Raw genomic sequence first — 16,331 nt, 5'->3', positions numbered from 1 at the left:
TTCAATTCCTCCTTTGATTTTGTTTACTTCTCCACAACCGGAATCCACATTTCCCCATACACGAGCCCGTCTCGCTGCCCCATCTCAACCGTTGCATTGGGGCCGCCGACATAGGCGAAGTTATCAGCCGCTGGCAGCACTTGACCAAAGGCAATGCCGGTAAGCTTACTGCTGAGTTCATCAGCCGTCTTCCCTTCGCCCTTAATGACGAGGTGTTGTCCCTTGGGGAATTGGATCGCGCGATGTTCTTCCGGTACCGATGCTTCCGTCATGACGCCGGCGTAATACATCCGCTTACCGTTTACCAATTCGTTGACAGCAAAGATGTAGTCGTTCGCAGCGGCAGCCTTTAAGGCGTCAAGCCTTCCATCCTGCTCTACGGTCCGCCAGAAGTTTTCCTTTTCCATGGGCATGCCGGCATAGTCCGTGTACGCGCTCGCAAGTTCCGTTCCGACACCTACAACGATAAAGCTGTCTTTCGCCTCAACAGTGTGTGCTGCCATCTTTCCAGCTCCTTTTTTGATTGGATTCAATCGTTTGTTTTTTCGCTTCATGGGTTTATAATAACGATAAATCATGTCAAAAAATGATACCGTTTAGAGGGCCCCATGAAAAAAGTGGAACGGATTAACATCATCATGCGGTACATCAACAACCGCGCCCATTTTACCATTTCGGAAATCATGCAGGAGTTTAACATCTCCCGTTCGACGGCGATTCGAGACATCCGGGAAATTGAAGCCATGGGCATGCCGCTCGTCGCCGAAGTCGGAAGGGACGGGGGTTACTTTGTCATGAGCAACTCCGTCCTGCCCACGGTCCGCTTTACCGATAATGAGATCAAAGCGCTGTTTATCGCCTTCATGGCCACACGTAATCTGCAGCTCCCTTATCTCAAGAGCCGCCACTCTTTGGCGGAGAAATTGCTCGGCCTCATCTCCCAGAATCAGCAGGACGATCTTGTCCTGTTAAATCAAATCCTCCTCTTCGAAGGTACGAATCCCCACAATCCTGACCTGCTGGATCTATCCGATCTGCCCCATCCGATGTTAGAGCAGCTTATCCGGATTCTTCTTGAAGACCGCTACTTAGTGGTTACCGTCGAAGAAAGAAGAGAAATCCAGTCTTATCCGATTTATCTCATGCGCCTTTATCGCGAGAAAAGCTCATGGCAAATTGAAGGCTTCGACCTGGCGGAGGAGAAGCGGCGGATTATTCCCGTCGACCATCTCACCGATGTCAAACCCAACCCCGAGAAAAAACGAATAAGCAAGAAGAAGATCGTAGAACAGCTAAGCAAGCAGGAAGAAGCCATCAACCTGGTCCTCGAGCTCGGTCCCAAGGCGATTGCCCAGTTCAAAAAGTACCATCCATTAAAAATCACCATTTCCTATACGAATCCTTTTCAAACCACGGCTATCTTGAAGACGTTCATCAATGTTCATCATCCGGATGAATTGGCGGAAATCATCAATTGGCTGCTTTTCTTAGGCGGGGAAATCAAGGTGAGGGAAATCCCGAAGGAAGTTGTAGAGGGGTTGCAGGAGAGAGTGGATCTGTTGGGGGGAAGTCATTAACCCTCGCTACCGGCTGTAAAATGCATTGAACATGCAGCGATCGCGTAGTTTCGATTTTTCGAAGATGCCATTTCCACGCTTCACGAGGTTAAGGGCGATCATTTTCGCCCTACTTGTAATACGGTTTATCACGCTGTATGTAAACGGCACGTTCCTTGAATACGCTTAACCAGCACCTTGCTAAAGCAAAAACATTTGGGTACAATTTCCATAACCATGTTTTGTAGGAGGAAAACTCATGCATCCAAAAAAAGTGCCCCGTTAAGCCCGAGGTCCTCCATCCATGTGCTAGTGACGATTCGCCCGAATAAATCAAAGGGAGATGCAAACTAATGCACATGAATGGACCTGAACATACTTCTCGAGACGAAAGACTTCGCACCTGCCATGAAATTGCTTCGAGATTACACGACGTGTACGGAGAACAGATCCTTGCCATTGGGGTCTACGGTTCTGTTTCCAGAGGGACGGACGGCCCTTTCTCAGACATTGAGATGTTTTGCGTACTAAGGGAATCAAGTGGATCGGTAGATTTTAGCTATGAGTGGTCGGCGGGGCCTTGGAAAGCCGAAGTGGACGTCTGTAGTCAGGACGTTCTCCTTGCAACCGCCTCTACTGTTGAAGGAACATGGCCGTTGACGCATGGGCCATTCTTTTCCCAACTTAGCCTGTATGACCCTAAAGGATTCTTCCCCAAATTGAAGGAAGCTGCCGAGTCGCCAACAAAGGAAGATTTCCGGCGAGCAATCGATGAAGTCCTTGTAGGAGAAATGTACGAGTTTGTTGGGAAAATTAGAAATGTCCGTTTAAATGGCCCTCACACCTACTTGCCATACTTGGCAGTGGAGTTTGCCCAATATGGAGCTATGTTAGTTGGGTTACATAACCAAAAACTTTTTTCGACGGGCTCAATGGTTCTACCGGAGGCATTGGAGCTACCGGGTCGCCCAGAGGGATTTGACCATGTTGCGCGAATGGTTATGTCTGGCGAGCTGACAGAGCCTTCAAAGATCGTTTCAGCATGTGAAAATTTCTGGGTTGGACTCGTGAATTGGGCAGCCGAACACGACTACACCATTCGTACAAAACGAATCCCTTTTTGAGCCGTAAATGTGACACCTTCAATCGTATTTCATGATTTTTGACAGGCTAAAGCCCCTTTTTGCGAGGGGCTTTTTGCTTTTCTTGTTGTGGGATTTTTATATTCGATTCATACCTTGTAAGGAACTGCGCATGAAAACCTGCCCTATTTAAAGAAGTCCGATAGCAGCGGAAGTAGTCTGTCGTCCACAATTCGTTTCAGAAAGTGATGCGTTTAACAAATAAAAATGTCGGATTGTGTGAATGGGTAGTGGACAGATTTCTTCCCTAAAGTCCTGAGTGTTAAGTTACATCTAGTAAGCCCGAATTACCCCCTTGGAAACTTTTAGGTAGTGTTGTACTATTTATACAAATAGTTAAGTAAGATTATGGGGGGAATATGAACGTTGTTGAGGTCTACACGAGTAACGATATCATTATTGGCAGGATTACTGTTAATTCCAAGCGGAATTGGGTATGGTGCCGCCGCTCAACCAGGAACTGAAGGTAGCATAGATACGAAAACGCATTGGGCAGCTAGCATTTTGGACAAGTGGTCCAAGAGCGGTTGGCTGAAAGGTGATGCTAATGGCGACTTGAAGCCTAATCGAACGATCACTCGCGCAGAAGTGGCTGCGCTAGTTAATGCTTCATTTGGATTCCGAGAGAAAGCGGGGGTTAGCTTCAAAGACGTGAATCCCGGTTTATGGTACGCCGATGCGATAGCGATTGCCGTGAAAGTTGGCTATATGGAAGGAGCGACTGACGGTAGATTTCGTCCGAACGAGCCGATTACGCGACAGGAATTCGCTGTCCTAGTAGCTAAGCTGCTCAAACTTGAACCAGCAGATCCTCCAGCGGCTTATACAGATGCGTTGAACGCTCCAGTATGGAGCAAAGGAGCCATTGGCGCAGTCGTGAAGAGCGGCCTCATGGTTGGGAAGAGCGCGTCATCATTCGGTGTGGATTCGTTTACAACGCGTGCGGAGACGGTTGTTATTCTGGAACGTGCCTTGGCGAAGCGCTCGACGGCTGCAGTGGACGGTAAAGAAGAGAAGACTAGCACGCCAGACAATCAGACAGGCACGTCCTCAACTGTCGGTGGAACACCAAGCAGTAGCACTGGCGGCGGAGCACCTAGTGGAAGTGGAGGCGGCGCTGGCGGGGGAAATCCCGGCGGAGGCGGAGGAAACGGCAATGGTGGAGGTCAGACCAGTGGACCGGCGGATGTACTGTTCGATAATCATGTAACCGTGCTTGGCGGGACGAAAGTAACGCTCAAGAAAGCCCCGGAATATGGGACGTCGGTATGGTTCGCTCCTGCGAATACAAGTACATTCACAGAAGGGCCGTCAATGACGGCGCTGAAGGGCAATGGTGTGGCTACCCGTCTGGCCGCTCCATCATCGGCAGGCAGCTATCGGCTGTATGTTGTGTCCGGGAACTCGGTGTCTGCTCCATCCCAGAAGCTGCTTACAGTGGACAATCAACCTAATGTTGAAGGTAAGATTACAGATAAGGACGGTAATGCGATTCAGTCCGGTCAAGTTGTCATCCAGAATGAATATTCGACTGATCAACAATTCGAGGCAAACGTGAATAACGGGTCGTTTAAGCTATATTTACCAGATGGTGAATATAAGACGATCAAGCTTAAGACCGGTAATGGTGATAAACAGTTGTTCAACGAATTTATTGTATCGAATGGCAAGCTGAAATATCATGAAACATTGACACTGCAGGCTTACTCCGAAAGTGAGTTCAACGTAACGGGTGAGATACTTTTTGACCGTGCTGAAAACATGCTAGCAGGCGATGGCGTAGTTGTAGTAAAGAAATACGGGCAGAATGAGACTTTCCTGGCCACGGTAAAGGATGGGCAATTCCACATGTTCCTGCCTCCCGGTCTATATCAGGTAAATCGTTTCGACAGCGGACAGAGTTACCATGAGGAACAGCAGCCTTTTAGCGTTCCGGCAAATGTAGAGAAGCAAACGCCTCTGCAACTGCAAGTTTTATACCATTCGCCTAATATTAGTGGTAAGGTGCTGCAAGCAGATGACAAACCGGTATCAGACGGATTTTTGGGCATCAAAAGCACGGGGCTCGGTAGTTACAAAATCGAGTGGACCCACTTGGATAGCCAAGGTCAGTTCGAACTTTACTTGCCTGATGGTCCGTACGAAATCCTTGACTACGATAACGGAAGCTCCACCCAGCTTGTTCGCCAGCGGTTTATGGTAAAGAACGGAACAGTGGAAGCAGGAAGCACGACCGTACATCTGCCGGCTGTGAATTTTAATGCGACGGTTAAGCAAAATGACAGGGTAGTCAATGATGGAAAGATCTTGGTGGATGACGGTCATAATCAACCATTTGCGATTTCACTGGAAGCCGCTTTGATGCCAGGACAATACAACGTGCTCGCTTATAGCAATGATTATGGCATTTATACAATGAATAAATCCTTCAACATTGCTGCCACCGGGACGACTTCGATTGATTTGACGGTTCCTACGGCTAATGTGATCGGGACTGTTGTTAGCAGCAATCAAGTGGATTCTGCCAATGCTTTATTGTATGTCTACAGTTTTGACGCTCCTGATATCAGACTCACCATTCCTATTTTGGATGGGAAATTCGAAGCCTCTTTACCAGATGGCCAATATACGTTCGAATACATATCCAATTCAGGAAATGTATTAAAGAAAAATATTCTCGTTAGGAGCTGGAAGGCTGATCTGTATCATCTGACATTTTCAGTTCCTGACCCGAACGTAACAGGCACGATTACGGGGGGCGATATGGCGCAGCTCGTTCAAGCACTAACGATCAAATCCGAGACAGTCCCTTCTGTATCTTACAATGTTAATATCGAGAACGGTCGGTTCAGCCTCCATTTGCCTGATGGTAATTATGTAGTGACCGAATACAAAAACCATTTTTACCAATCGGTACCCATTCACGAAACCTTTTCTGTACAAGGCGGGGCCGCACTAAGTATCAGCATTCCAGAAGGCGCTATTAATGGAACATTGAAGAAAGATGGTAGTAACCTTCCGATTACAGGTGTAGATATAACATTCGTTGATCTCACATCCAAACTCTCCTATATTGTGCCTGTTATAGATGGGAAGTTCACGATTGCCTTACCGGGCGGTCAATTCCAGGTCCTGGGTTATCAAGAGTGGAACAGTGGAAAGTTCACGACACTATCCGGAATATACACCATCGCGGGAGGTGACACTCCAGGGGAAACGATTAACGTAATCGAGCACGCAAGCAACTTAGAAGGTGTACTTCAATCTGCGGACATTTGGTATGGAATAGTTATGCTGGAAGTGCAGGATATGAAAAGCGGTGCAACGTACAACGTTCAAGTCAGAAATAATGCATTCCGAGCTTATTTACCTGATGGAACCTATAATATCTTGGGCTACACGGATAATAGTACGCAAAAGTATGAGCCGATCGCTCGCATCATTGACGTGCCAAGCGATTCGCCGATTACCATCCTGATGTCGAAAGTACAGGAAGGTACGATTAAGAGTACGAATAGTTCACTTGCTGGTCAGGGAGAATTGACGATCGTACCTAATGGCGGCGATGGGGCGAAGCCAGTCGTTATTCCAGTCAGAACGGATGGTACCTTCCTATTTCGTCTATCGCCAGGCGAATACACGATTAATCAGTTCCGTATCCATGCGCCTGATGAGACATTATCCATAGCTAAGACGTTTACGATTTCAGCTGAGGGCCAGCTGACAGAACCGCTTAATGTTGTCATCCCTAGTCAGGTATCCGGTTTGGTGACGATCGACGGAGCGTCTTTAGCGAATGGGACACTAACGGTTCAAGCAAACGGTGCAACCGAGAAAATCGTGCTTCAAGTTAAAGATGGAGCATTCCAAGCGCGATTGAATGACGGTGCGTATAAGGCAATCGAGTATACGGATGCTGCGAATGCACGAAGTGGGCCGATCAGCCTGGACTTTACGATTGATAAAGGTGTATTAAGCCTGTTAACCATTCAAATATCCACCCTTTAACACGGTTGTAACCATCATGCTTCAGCTGACCTATAAATTGCGCAAGTCGACAATATGACGCAATTTCACAGGGCGTTTACATGCAGCTAGCCACGGCGCACAGCTGTCGGAGCGGATGGTCGATTATACGCTTCGCCCCACTTATGATAAGGTTCACCGCGCCGTCTGCAACGGCAAGTTTTAGGGCCACCCTTCTCGGGATGGCCCTTTCTTTGATCTCGCTTTGTTCAGCTATCGTCTCCCGTTAGTTCCCTCGCAAGGAATTCCGTGCAAAACTTGCCGTCACTTGTGGTACGGTTCCCCCCGATTAATCTTAAACGCCCGATACACCTGCTCCAGCACCAGGACCTTCATCATCTGGTGCGGATACGTCATACGCCCGAAGCTCAGCTTCTTATCCGCCCGCGACATGACCGCGCTGGACAGCCCCAGCGAGCCGCCGATGACGAAAGCGACCGACCCCCCGCCATAGACGGCCTGCTTGTCCAAATGCGCCGCCAGCTGCTCGCTCGTCCATGTCTCGCCTTCGATGGCTAATGCCACGACGTGCGCGTCCGGCTTGATCGCCGCCAAAATGCGTTCGCCCTCCCGCTGCTTCACCTGCTCCGCCTCGGCCGGGCTCATGTTCTCCGGCGCCCTCTCGTCCGGCACCTCCCGCAGATCGAGCTTCGCGTAAGCGCCCATCCGCTTGGCGTATTCCGCCACCGCATCGTTCCAATACTTCTCCTTCAGCTTGCCGACCGTAATCAATTGAATTTGCATGTTCTGCTGCTCCTTTGCTGCTCTATTTCATGCCCGTCCATCATCCATGGACAAGGCTGCGTTTCCTGCCGTCAATCAACTTCCTTATTCTATCCCACGTACGACCGAGCGTCGACCGCTTCTGCACGAGTAAGCATTCCAACTCGAACAAGCCCGCCTTGTCTCTCCTAAAAAAGAGATTCAAAGCAGGCTGTCCGAGGTATAAAGAGGTACACCGTTCGACCATCCTAATGCCAAGGAGGTGAATTCTCATGGCGAAAGATGTTCTGTGCGAAGTGAACAACTGTAAGTATTGGGCCGCTGGCAACCAATGCAATGCTTCCTCCATTTACGTGGTGAGCCACCGTGGCAAACAAGCCAACAACTCAGAGGAAACAGATTGCAAAACATTTGAACCGAAGATCTAACTGACGAAGCAATTTCTTGGGGCAGCCGAGCGACCGGCTGTCCTTTTCCGTTGAAATACAAGAATTTATAAGTTTCACGCTTATCATTCATCTTGGATTTCTCCATCGTTGAATGCTGCATTCCTAATCCGAGGATTGTAAACGCAAACCAATCAGCTTCATGATCGCGGAATGAAATGCGCTTCGCCGCAAGGACGACGTTAGCCGTTTCACCTTGCTCACTTATATATTAACCAAGAATGATAATTATTATCATCGGGAAGGCAAATTTTTTTGTGCGTTATACATACTCCTTACAACTAACAAAAAACATCCCCTCCATCTATCGGCAAGCAATTGCCATCCAGATCTGAAGCGATGTTTGAAATTTCTTTCGTATTTCGAGCGGAGCGAAACAAGCCGCCTCTACTCTGCAGCGGAGATTACTCCTGATAAGCGACTTTTGTAGGCCTGTTCCTACCGCTTCATCATTCATCTATTCGAGGAACAGGCCTACAACGGGAGCGTTCAGGAGTAATCGGAGCATTATACGACCAGAAACTCCGCAATACTGCCGCACATATCGCACGTCGCGGGCGCTTCCCAATCGCTAAACTTCGTTTTCACCAAATCCACGATATCCGGCGCATCTTCGTAGTCATCCACGAACTTGTCGATCGCCAGTTCAATATGTTCTTTGCATACACAATACATGCGTTCAATTCCCTCGGTTCTCATAATCTGACCTACCTCTTAGCATCGACCAAAACGAAGATTCTTAGCCAGCGTAGGCAACGCCTGTCGTTCTCCAATATACACCACAGTCACCCGGATCGGCAACGCCGAACGAACGTACCCTTAGCCACAAATCCCGCGCCGCGCAAAATAAATAGCGGCCCCGAGCCCATTCGCTCAAGACCGCCATTCGGATATTTTACTCGTCGCCCGTCTTCTCCGTCAGCTTGAGCGTAATCGTCTTCCGCTCGCCTCCACGGTAGTAGGTAATGTCGAGCGAATCCCCGATTTCCTTCGCCTCGTACAGGTATTTCCGCAGGTCCAACGTGCTGCCGATCGTCTGCTTGTCGAGCTTGACGATGACATCGTTGAATTCGAGTCCCGCTTCAGCCGCTGGACCGACCGCCTCCAGGACGACAACGCCCTTGTCGACGCCCTTCGGCATCTCGAGATCGGCTTCCGGCGCGCTGCTATCCGCTCCATCGGAATCCTCGTCGACCGCTCCCTCGTCCGCTGGCTCGTGGCCGCCAGACTCAACGCGCTGAGCCTCCTGCTGGGCCAAATACTGCTCGACGTCCATCGTGTACACGCCCAAATAGGGACGCTTCACTTTGCCATAATCGAGCAGACTCTGCACGATCGGCATCGCCTCATGCGTCGGAATCGCGAAGCCGACGCCTTCCACGCCGAAGTCGGATACCTTCATGCTGTTAATGCCCATTACGCGGCCGTTCAGGTCGATGAGCGGGCCGCCGCTGTTGCCCTGGTTAATGGACGCGTCGACCTGAATCACTTCCTGCTCCCAGTCGTACACGCCGTCCTGCGCGAGCGACACCGGAATGACGCGTTCGGTCTTGCTCACGATGCCCATCGTCAGCGAATCCGATAAGCCCAGCGGGTTGCCGATCGCCATGACCACTTGGCCGGCGCGCAGCTCCTGCGAGTCCCCGATCTCCGCGACCGCGTCGATGCCGCCGGCATCAATCTCGAGCACGGCCAGATCCGTAATCGTATCGGCGCCGATCAACTTGGCCTCGCGAACCTCGCCTGTGCTGAGCACCGCCTTCAATGCGGCCGCATCGGCGACGACGTGCGCGTTCGTAATGATATGCGCCTTGCCTTTCACCTTCTCGAAAATAACGCCCGATCCCAGCGCCGCCTGCGTCAACTCATCTTCGCCGGTAGACTCTTCCGGCGCTTCGCCCTGCAGCACCGCGAGCGACTGCTCGTTAATGATGCTGACGACGGCCGGACGGACCTTGCCCGCTGCCTCGACCGTCTTCTCGAGCGGATCGTTCGTCTGCACGGTTGCCACCGCCGGTCGCGCGTTCGCCAGCGGACCTGATCCCCGGTCGAAGCCGCCGGTGAACAGACCGAACAGGAGCACGACCGCAGCCGCGCTTATAAGCGAGGAGGCCGCCGCAAGACGGATCTGTGACCAAGACCTGCTGCTGCGGGGACTGGTCAAGAACCGGCGTTCCTCCGTTTTGGACGAAGAACGTACGCGGCGCGAGACGCGGGTCGAATAAAAATCGTCGTCGAACAAGCTCATCTATTATCGCTCCTCTCGATGTCCTGCTGGCATCAAGAACTGTTTTTTTCGAATCTAGGAATGATATCGGAAGAATCGCCTACACTAATAATAGAGTATGAACGAAATGCGGAAAGATATGCTAGAAATTCGGACTAGCATGCCCTTCCCGTAACCAAAGGAGCGATATGGATGAAACCGCGTCAATCATCCCCTACAATGGAACAGGTGCACCTGGCCGCCAAACTGGCCGATTTGAAAGAGGATCACTACCGCCTGCTGCTAAGCCTAGGCGCGATGACGGAGATCCTGATCGAGAAGGGACTGCTCACCCGCGAGGAACTCGCGCTTAAAGCCGCTGCACTCGATCTAGAGCTGGATACGCTTGTTTCCGCCTCACTTCGTCCCATGGCGTAGGCCGGTCGTGATACGTCTCCCGCAGCGGGAATTCGTCCTTGCGGAAGAAATGCCCATTGCCCTCTAATACATTATTAACGGTAAGCTTCGCCAAGTCCATCAAATTATGGTCCAGACTAAGATGAGCCAAATATACCCGTTTGGTCCGGTCCGTCATCAGGTAGCAGAGCGCCTCGCCGGCCGCCTCGTTGGAGAGATGGCCGACGTCGCTCAAGATCCGGCGCTTCGTGCTCCAAGGGTAATGCCCCATCCGGAGCATATCCACGTCGTGGTTCGATTCGAGCACGAGCACGTCGGAATCCTCGATCATCTTGCGCACCTTGTCGCTCACGTAGCCGAGGTCGGTCGCCAAGCTAAGCTTGACGTCTTCGTCCTCGAACACGTAGCCGACCGGCTCCGCCGCGTCATGCGAGATCGCGTACGAGGTCGTGCGCAGATCGCCGAACGTCAGCGTCTCCCCCGTCTGCATGACAACCCGCTTCTCTGGCGCGATTTTGCCGACGTGGCGCTCCAGCGCAGCCCACGTCGCCTCATTCGCGAAGATCGGCAGATCGAACTTGCGGGCGAACGCCCCCAAGCCCTTAATATGGTCAGAGTGCTCGTGCGTCACGAGTATCGCGTCCAGGTGATGGCCCGCGATCCCCCGCTCCCGCATGAGCTCCTCCATTTTTTTTACACTCATTCCGACGTCCACAAGCACCGCGGCCTCATCGCTTTGCACAATGGTCGCGTTGCCCGTCGATCCGCTCGACAGCACGGTAAACCGCATCCCCATAGCTCGTTAAACCTGTCCTTTCCCTCTCCCTGGTTGCATAAGGCGCCTGGTTGTCTATTGTCCCTCTTCTTTGCCCGTTACAACTTCGCCGCTGATCGCATAGACGTAATACGCCGTGCCGTCCTCCAGCAGCACCCGCCACGATGGCGCGGATACCTGGGTTTGCGAGTCGAAAATCTGGCCGTGGTGATAGCCCAGCTTGATCTCTTTAATGACGGCGCCCACCGGTAAATAGTTGCGGTCGATCAGGCTTGCCGCCGCCTTCGTGGCCGGCAGCACTTCCTGCTTCTGCGACTGCTCGGCCGGCAGCAGCTCGATGCGGTCCTGCCGATAAGCGACGATGCGCTGGTTGCTGTAGAACAGCTCCAGCTTCACATCGAACATCGGCCGCCCGTCAATTATCCGGTATAGCACGAACACGCCGTCTACCCCGTCGCGGCTGACCGCTTGGTCGAACTGGTATTGCGCCAAATCCGGAATTTCGCCGCCGAGCGCCTGACGCAGCTCTTGCTCGTTATAGACGGCCTTGCTGGCCACCGGCGTCTGCAGCTGGATTCGTTCTCCGCTGCCGAGCGGCACCTGAGCACGGTACGTCAAATCGCGCAGCTCCGGTGTCTCTGCCGGAATATTCGCCTGCACGGAGATCCGCTTCTCCTGAATGACAGCGAGCGTCTCCGGCGGCAAATCGTTCACGTCTGCGCTCGCGCTGAACCCTTCCCCGTAGCTCGACCACAGCTGGTAGCCGAGGGCGACGTTCAGCAGCAGGAACGCCAATATCAAAACACTCTTCGCTCGTCTCCAGTCCATCCGCCGTTACCTCCGCATATCCAGCAGGCTGCCGCCGGCCGTGAGTTGAACGCCGCTGGCGTCTATGCTGCCCGCTGTTCCGCCTAGCGAAAGCCCACCGGGCAGTATCGCGGAGTTATCCTTGTCGGCCCCGCCAGGCTCCCCGGCCGCCGGCTTGCGGCTGCCTGCAACGGCAGAGAGCAGCTTCTCCTGCGAACCGTCGCGCAGCCGGACCGCCCAGACCGGCGTCACGCGGAGCTTGTCCGCGTCGGCCTCTGTCCGACCCTCGACCAGTTCGACCTCGACCGCCGGGAATACCGCCTCCACCTCGCCTCGCCGGCTGTAGCCGGCCAGCGTCTTGCTGAGCAGGCTGCCGCCCGGGAGCCAGCGTACTTCTTTGCTGTCCTCGGTTTCGGCCATCGTCACGATCGACCGTTCGTACTCCGTGACGACCCCCTGCTGCATGCGCAGCAGCATCTCGCCGTACAAGAACGGTTTCTTCGACAGCACCGGGAACGCGCCGTAATACTGCTGATAACGGATCGTCTGCTCGCCACCGGCTATGCCGGGTTCGATGAACCGGTGCCGTCCGTCCCAGCCGCCGTGATCGTTGATGAACTGGATGGAGGCGTACACGTTCTCGCTCACCCGCTCCACAGAATCCTGCGCGGGAGCCGGGTCGGTATACCGGATCCACCGGCCGCCTTGTTCCACTTGCAGACCACGCTTATGGTCGGTATACGTCTGCACGTCGTTCTGATCATTGATCGCCCGCGTAACACTCGGATCCAGGAACAGGTTATGCTGCATCTGCTCCGGCGTATATGTGCTGAAGCCGATGACGGCCTCGACCGCCTGCAGCGGCTCTTTCGCCAAATATAGATCCGGCGCGACATACTGATAAGGCGCCCAATATTGACCGAAGCCGACGTAATTCTGCACGTCGCGCACCGTTAAGTCCGCGCGTACCGATTCATAGACGGTCGTCCCGTCCGTGCTGAAGAAGTATGTGCTCACTTCTTCGCGCTCCGGACGCTTGAATATCCATATATTCGCGATCGAATCGTTCTGGAAGATCGAGTCTCCCTCCGACAGCTTCATGACCTTCGACAAGAGCTCAACCGGCACGCCCGTGCCAAAGCGCAGCTCGACGCCAATGCTCTGAGCGCGCACCGCGTCCCAATCGACCGCATACCGCGCGTCGCGCTGGAACCCCTTGAACTCCCGGCCTCTTACCCGGTCGAAGATCAAGTCGTAGAAGTTCGTCCCCGGATAGAGCAGCGTATGTTGATTGCTGCCGAAGTGCAGCACCATATCCTCCGGGAAAATCAAATTCTCCAGCTTCTCTTTGTCGCCCTTCAGATCGGCTTTGACGTAATCCTGCTTCTGATTGACCGTTACTCCAATACCCGGCATGCTGTACGCCAGCCAGTAGCTCTGCAGCAGGCTAAGCGCGACCAGGAAGACGAGCAGCACCGTCTTGATCTTCTCCATCATGACGCCGCACCTCCTCCCTCATGCAGGGCAGGCAGCGTGACGGTCACGGTCGTGCCTTCGTTCGGCTCTGAATCGAGGGCGATCGTGCCGCCGTGCGCCTTGACGATTTCCCGGGCAATAGAGAGACCCAGACCCGTGCCGCCCATATTGCGGGAGCGCGCCTTGTCCACCCGATAGAATCGGTCGAAGATACGGCTTAAGTCTTTGCGCGAGATGCCGATGCCCGTATCCTTCACCCGAATCGCGATGGAACCGGGATCCGGCTTGCTGGCGACGATCTCGATTCGGCCGCCGTCCAGCGTATATTTGATCGCATTGGAGACAAGATTGTCGAGCACCTGGTCGATCTGATCCCGGTCCAGCAGCACGTGCAGGATGCCGTCCTCGACGCGAACGGTCGAGCGGATCGACTTCTTGCGCATCTGGAACGAGAACCGGTCCGCGACTTCCTCCAGCATCTCCGGCACGCTCGTCGATTGACGGCGCAGCGGCGCCTGATTGGAATCGAGGCGCGACAGATGAAGCAGGTCGGTTACGAGCCGGATCATCCGCTCGGTCTCGTTCCGGATGACGGAGACGAACCGCTGCGCCAGCTCCCGATCGTCCATCGCTCCGTCGTCGAGCGCTTCCGTATAGCTCTTAATCGTCGTGAGCGGCGTCCGCAGCTCGTGCGACACATTCGCGACGAACTCACGGCGGGACTGCTCCAGCTTCTCTTGTTCGGTCACGTCCTGCAGAACGGCGATCGCCCCGGAGATGCCCTTATCCCGGCGATGGATCGGCGTGAACGTCACGCGCATCACCTCGTCGAGCTCCTCGTCCGGATGCTGCCGGTGGATGACCGTCGACGACTCGCCGCTACCACCCAGCATCGCCTGCAGATGCCGCTCATCCATATCGAACAGCTTCGAGAGCGGCCGCCCCTGGCAATCGCTCTGCAGCATCTCCCGCGCGCGCCGGTTGGCGATCATGACAACGCCCTGCTCGTCCGTCGCGACGACGCCGTCGCTCATGTTCGCAAGAATCGAGGCGAGCTTCTCCTTCTCTTCCTCGTTCGTCTCGAGCGCGTCGCGCAGCCGCATCGTCATGTTGTTGAACACTTCGCTGAGCTGCCCGATCTCGTCGTCGCCGAGCACCGGAACTTGACGGTCGAACCGCCCTTCGGCGACTGCGGCCGCTTGCCTAGTCAAGCCTTTGATCGGATTCGTGATCGTGTGCGCCAGCAGAATGCCGAGCACCCCGGTCAGGCCGAGGGCGATGAGCATCCCCGACATGAAGATCCGGTTAATCCGGTTGACCGTCGCATAGAGCTCCTTCATCGAAGCGACCATGTAGACGGCGCCGACGATTTTGCTCTCGTACAAGATAGGCTTGGCGATGATCTTCTTGCGGATATTGTCCTCGTCGATGATCTCTTCCTCGTTGTCCCGGATGCCTTGCAGGGCGCGGCTGACCGCAAGGGTCGTGTTCTTCTTGCCCACGTACTCCTGGTGGATGGAGAGCGACGTGGCGAGCACCTTGCCGCTCGCGTCGATCAGCTGGATCTCCGCCTCGTTAATGCTGAACAGGTTGCGCACGAGCGCGCTTAAGTCCTCTTCCGCCGCCTGCGCGTCCTCCCCCGGCTTCTCGGTCCGGGCGTTCAGCTTCTCGGCCGCGAAGCCTGCGAGCACATCCGCCTGGTTGTTCATGTTCGTCGTGAAATTCGACGTCAGCGACGTCTTCATCGTGCTGATGAAATAGACGCCGATCAGCTGCATCGCGATCAGAATGAGCAGCACGTAAATAATAATCAGCTTGACCTGAATGGATCGAAAGAACCGCAAGCCGTTCATCCGGCACCGAAGCCTCCGGATTTCGGATTGCGCATCATATAGCCGAGGCCCCGGCGCGTCATAATGTACTCCGGACGGCTCGGGTCATCCTCGATCTTCTCCCGCAGCCGGCGGATCGTCACGTCCACCGTGCGCACGTCGCCGAAGTATTCGAAGCCCCATACCGCCTGCAGCAGATGCTCGCGCGTCATGACCTTGCCGCTGTTGCGAGCCAAGTAATACACCAGCTCGTATTCGCGATGCGTCAGATCGAGCGGTTCGTTGTCCTTGTAGACCACGTACATATCCGTATCGATAAACAAGTTGAAAATGGAAAGGCCTTGCTTCTCCTCCGCCTGCGATTGAGCCGCGCCGGAAGAGGTCGCTTGTCCGCCCGCGCTCTGCTCGTTCTTCTGCCGGCGCAGATGCGCCTTCACGCGGGCGAGCAGCTCGCGCGTGCTGAACGGCTTCGTGACGTAATCGTCCGCGCCCAGCTCAAGACCCAGCACCTTATCGAGTTCCGTATCTTTGGCGGTCAGCATAATGATCGGCGTCTGCAGACGCGCCCGCACCTCGCGGCACACGTCCATGCCGTCCTTCACGGGCAGCATCAAATCAAGCAAAATCAGGTCCGGCCGCTCCTCGAACGCGAGCTTGACCGCCTCGCCGCCATCGAATGCGCAGATGACCTGATAGCCTTCCTTCTCCAAATTGAACTTCAAAATATCCGCAATTGGCTGTTCGTCATCGACGACCAAAATTTTACCGTGCAACTAACGCCACCGCCTGTCGCATTGCTTCGTCATTTTGCTTGCCAAACCCAGCATTCATGCCGCTTGGCTACCCATCTATTCTATCATAGGAGCCGGTGTTGTCCCAATGAAAGTTCCCTCATGTAAGCCGCAATCTGGAAAATATTATCCGT

14 protein-coding genes are annotated in these 16,331 nt (G+C 53.8%); 5 read left to right on the top strand and 9 right to left on the bottom strand.

Features of this window, described 5'->3' with window-relative positions; genetic code table 11:
* Nucleotides 1–23: 23 nt before the first annotated feature.
* Nucleotides 24–503: a GyrI-like domain-containing protein gene (locus ACFFSY_RS11965; RefSeq protein WP_377494930.1), complete on the bottom strand. Its 480-nt coding sequence runs from the start codon at nt 501–503 to the stop codon at nt 24–26.
* A gap of 105 nt (nt 504–608) precedes the next feature.
* On the opposite strand from ACFFSY_RS11965, the gene ACFFSY_RS11960 reads away from it, so the two are divergent.
* The 3 genes from ACFFSY_RS11960 to ACFFSY_RS11950 all read left to right on the top strand — a co-directional run bounded on the left by ACFFSY_RS11960 (nt 609) and on the right by ACFFSY_RS11950 (nt 6,706).
* Complete coding sequence (locus ACFFSY_RS11960; protein WP_377494114.1) at nt 609–1,577, top strand: helix-turn-helix transcriptional regulator; 969 nt, start codon at nt 609–611, stop codon at nt 1,575–1,577.
* Nucleotides 1,578–1,909: 332 nt separating this feature from the next.
* Complete coding sequence (locus ACFFSY_RS11955; protein ID WP_377494112.1) at nt 1,910–2,680, top strand: ANT(4')-I family aminoglycoside nucleotidyltransferase; 771 nt, start codon at nt 1,910–1,912, stop codon at nt 2,678–2,680.
* Between the two features lie 417 nt (nt 2,681–3,097).
* Nucleotides 3,098–6,706 carry an S-layer homology domain-containing protein gene (locus ACFFSY_RS11950; RefSeq protein ID WP_377494110.1) on the top strand — a complete coding sequence of 1,203 codons (3,609 nt, stop codon included), beginning with the start codon at nt 3,098–3,100 and terminating at the stop codon, nt 6,704–6,706.
* Between the two features lie 282 nt (nt 6,707–6,988).
* Here ACFFSY_RS11950 and rlmH read toward each other — a convergent pair whose 3' ends face one another.
* Entirely contained in the window at nt 6,989–7,468 is a 480-nt protein-coding gene (gene rlmH, locus ACFFSY_RS11945) for a 23S rRNA (pseudouridine(1915)-N(3))-methyltransferase RlmH (RefSeq protein WP_377494108.1), read from the bottom strand.
* 251 nt (nt 7,469–7,719) lie between these two features.
* Between rlmH and ACFFSY_RS11940 the strand changes: the two genes are divergently transcribed.
* Nucleotides 7,720–7,875, top strand: a complete 156-nt coding sequence (locus ACFFSY_RS11940) for a DUF1540 domain-containing protein (RefSeq protein ID WP_377494106.1) — start codon at nt 7,720–7,722, stop codon at nt 7,873–7,875.
* A gap of 525 nt (nt 7,876–8,400) precedes the next feature.
* Here ACFFSY_RS11940 and ACFFSY_RS11935 read toward each other — a convergent pair.
* Together ACFFSY_RS11935 and ACFFSY_RS11930 are read right to left on the bottom strand one after the other, a co-directional pair.
* The gene (locus ACFFSY_RS11935; RefSeq protein ID WP_377494928.1) at nt 8,401–8,568 is read right to left on the bottom strand and encodes a CxxH/CxxC protein; all 168 of its coding nucleotides are present in this window, start codon (nt 8,566–8,568) and stop codon (nt 8,401–8,403) included.
* A 220-nt stretch (nt 8,569–8,788) separates the two neighbouring features.
* Complete coding sequence (locus ACFFSY_RS11930; protein WP_377494104.1) at nt 8,789–10,141, bottom strand: S1C family serine protease; 1,353 nt, start codon at nt 10,139–10,141, stop codon at nt 8,789–8,791.
* 171 nt (nt 10,142–10,312) lie between these two features.
* On the opposite strand from ACFFSY_RS11930, the gene ACFFSY_RS11925 reads away from it, so the two are divergent.
* On the top strand, nt 10,313–10,537 hold the full coding sequence (locus tag ACFFSY_RS11925) for a hypothetical protein (RefSeq protein ID WP_377494102.1): 225 nt from the start codon (nt 10,313–10,315) through the stop codon (nt 10,535–10,537).
* On the opposite strand, the gene ACFFSY_RS11920 is transcribed toward ACFFSY_RS11925, so the two are convergent.
* From ACFFSY_RS11920 to yycF, 5 genes are read right to left on the bottom strand one after another with little or no spacing between them, the layout of a single operon-like run.
* Nucleotides 10,470–11,312, bottom strand: coding sequence for an MBL fold metallo-hydrolase (locus ACFFSY_RS11920; RefSeq protein ID WP_377494100.1), 843 nt, complete (start codon nt 11,310–11,312; stop codon nt 10,470–10,472). The two genes, ACFFSY_RS11925 and ACFFSY_RS11920, sit on opposite strands and share 68 nt — an antisense overlap.
* A gap of 54 nt (nt 11,313–11,366) precedes the next feature.
* Entirely contained in the window at nt 11,367–12,119 is a 753-nt protein-coding gene (yycI, locus tag ACFFSY_RS11915) for a two-component system regulatory protein YycI (RefSeq protein ID WP_377494098.1), read from the bottom strand.
* A 6-nt stretch (nt 12,120–12,125) separates the two neighbouring features.
* Nucleotides 12,126–13,595 carry a YycH family regulatory protein gene (locus ACFFSY_RS11910; protein ID WP_377494096.1) on the bottom strand — a complete coding sequence of 490 codons (1,470 nt, stop codon included), beginning with the start codon at nt 13,593–13,595 and terminating at the stop codon, nt 12,126–12,128.
* A complete protein-coding gene (walK, locus tag ACFFSY_RS11905; RefSeq protein WP_446686132.1) occupies nt 13,592–15,427 on the bottom strand; it encodes a cell wall metabolism sensor histidine kinase WalK in 1,836 nt (611 codons plus the stop codon). The genes ACFFSY_RS11910 and walK overlap by 4 nt, the downstream gene beginning before the upstream one ends.
* Nucleotides 15,424–16,179 carry a response regulator YycF gene (gene yycF / locus ACFFSY_RS11900; protein WP_377494094.1) on the bottom strand — a complete coding sequence of 252 codons (756 nt, stop codon included), beginning with the start codon at nt 16,177–16,179 and terminating at the stop codon, nt 15,424–15,426. The genes walK and yycF overlap by 4 nt, the downstream gene beginning before the upstream one ends.
* Between the last annotated feature and the right edge of the window lie 152 nt (nt 16,180–16,331).

The sequence above is a fragment of the Paenibacillus aurantiacus genome (assembly GCF_042431225.1).
Taxonomy (GTDB): Bacteria; Bacillota; Bacilli; order Paenibacillales; family Paenibacillaceae; genus Paenibacillus_Z; species Paenibacillus_Z aurantiacus.
This window is presented reverse-complemented; position numbering and strand designations above follow the sequence as displayed.

Excerpts from the sequence above, each read along its gene's own strand:
- ACFFSY_RS11965 (WP_377494930.1), bottom strand. The coding sequence starts at position 503 with ATGGCAGCACACACTGTTGAGGCGAAAGACAGCTTTATCGTTGTAGGT.
- ACFFSY_RS11960 (WP_377494114.1), top strand. The coding sequence starts at position 609 with ATGAAAAAAGTGGAACGGATTAACATCATCATGCGGTACATCAACAAC.
- ACFFSY_RS11955 (WP_377494112.1), top strand. The coding sequence starts at position 1,910 with ATGCACATGAATGGACCTGAACATACTTCTCGAGACGAAAGACTTCGC.
- rlmH (WP_377494108.1), bottom strand. The coding sequence starts at position 7,468 with ATGCAAATTCAATTGATTACGGTCGGCAAGCTGAAGGAGAAGTATTGG.
- ACFFSY_RS11940 (WP_377494106.1), top strand. The coding sequence starts at position 7,720 with ATGGCGAAAGATGTTCTGTGCGAAGTGAACAACTGTAAGTATTGGGCC.
- ACFFSY_RS11935 (WP_377494928.1), bottom strand. The coding sequence starts at position 8,568 with ATGTATTGTGTATGCAAAGAACATATTGAACTGGCGATCGACAAGTTC.
- ACFFSY_RS11930 (WP_377494104.1), bottom strand. The coding sequence starts at position 10,141 with ATGAGCTTGTTCGACGACGATTTTTATTCGACCCGCGTCTCGCGCCGC.
- ACFFSY_RS11925 (WP_377494102.1), top strand. The coding sequence starts at position 10,313 with ATGAAACCGCGTCAATCATCCCCTACAATGGAACAGGTGCACCTGGCC.
- ACFFSY_RS11920 (WP_377494100.1), bottom strand. The coding sequence starts at position 11,312 with ATGGGGATGCGGTTTACCGTGCTGTCGAGCGGATCGACGGGCAACGCG.
- yycI (WP_377494098.1), bottom strand. The coding sequence starts at position 12,119 with ATGGACTGGAGACGAGCGAAGAGTGTTTTGATATTGGCGTTCCTGCTG.
- ACFFSY_RS11910 (WP_377494096.1), bottom strand. The coding sequence starts at position 13,595 with ATGATGGAGAAGATCAAGACGGTGCTGCTCGTCTTCCTGGTCGCGCTT.
- walK (WP_446686132.1), bottom strand. The coding sequence starts at position 15,427 with ATGAACGGCTTGCGGTTCTTTCGATCCATTCAGGTCAAGCTGATTATT.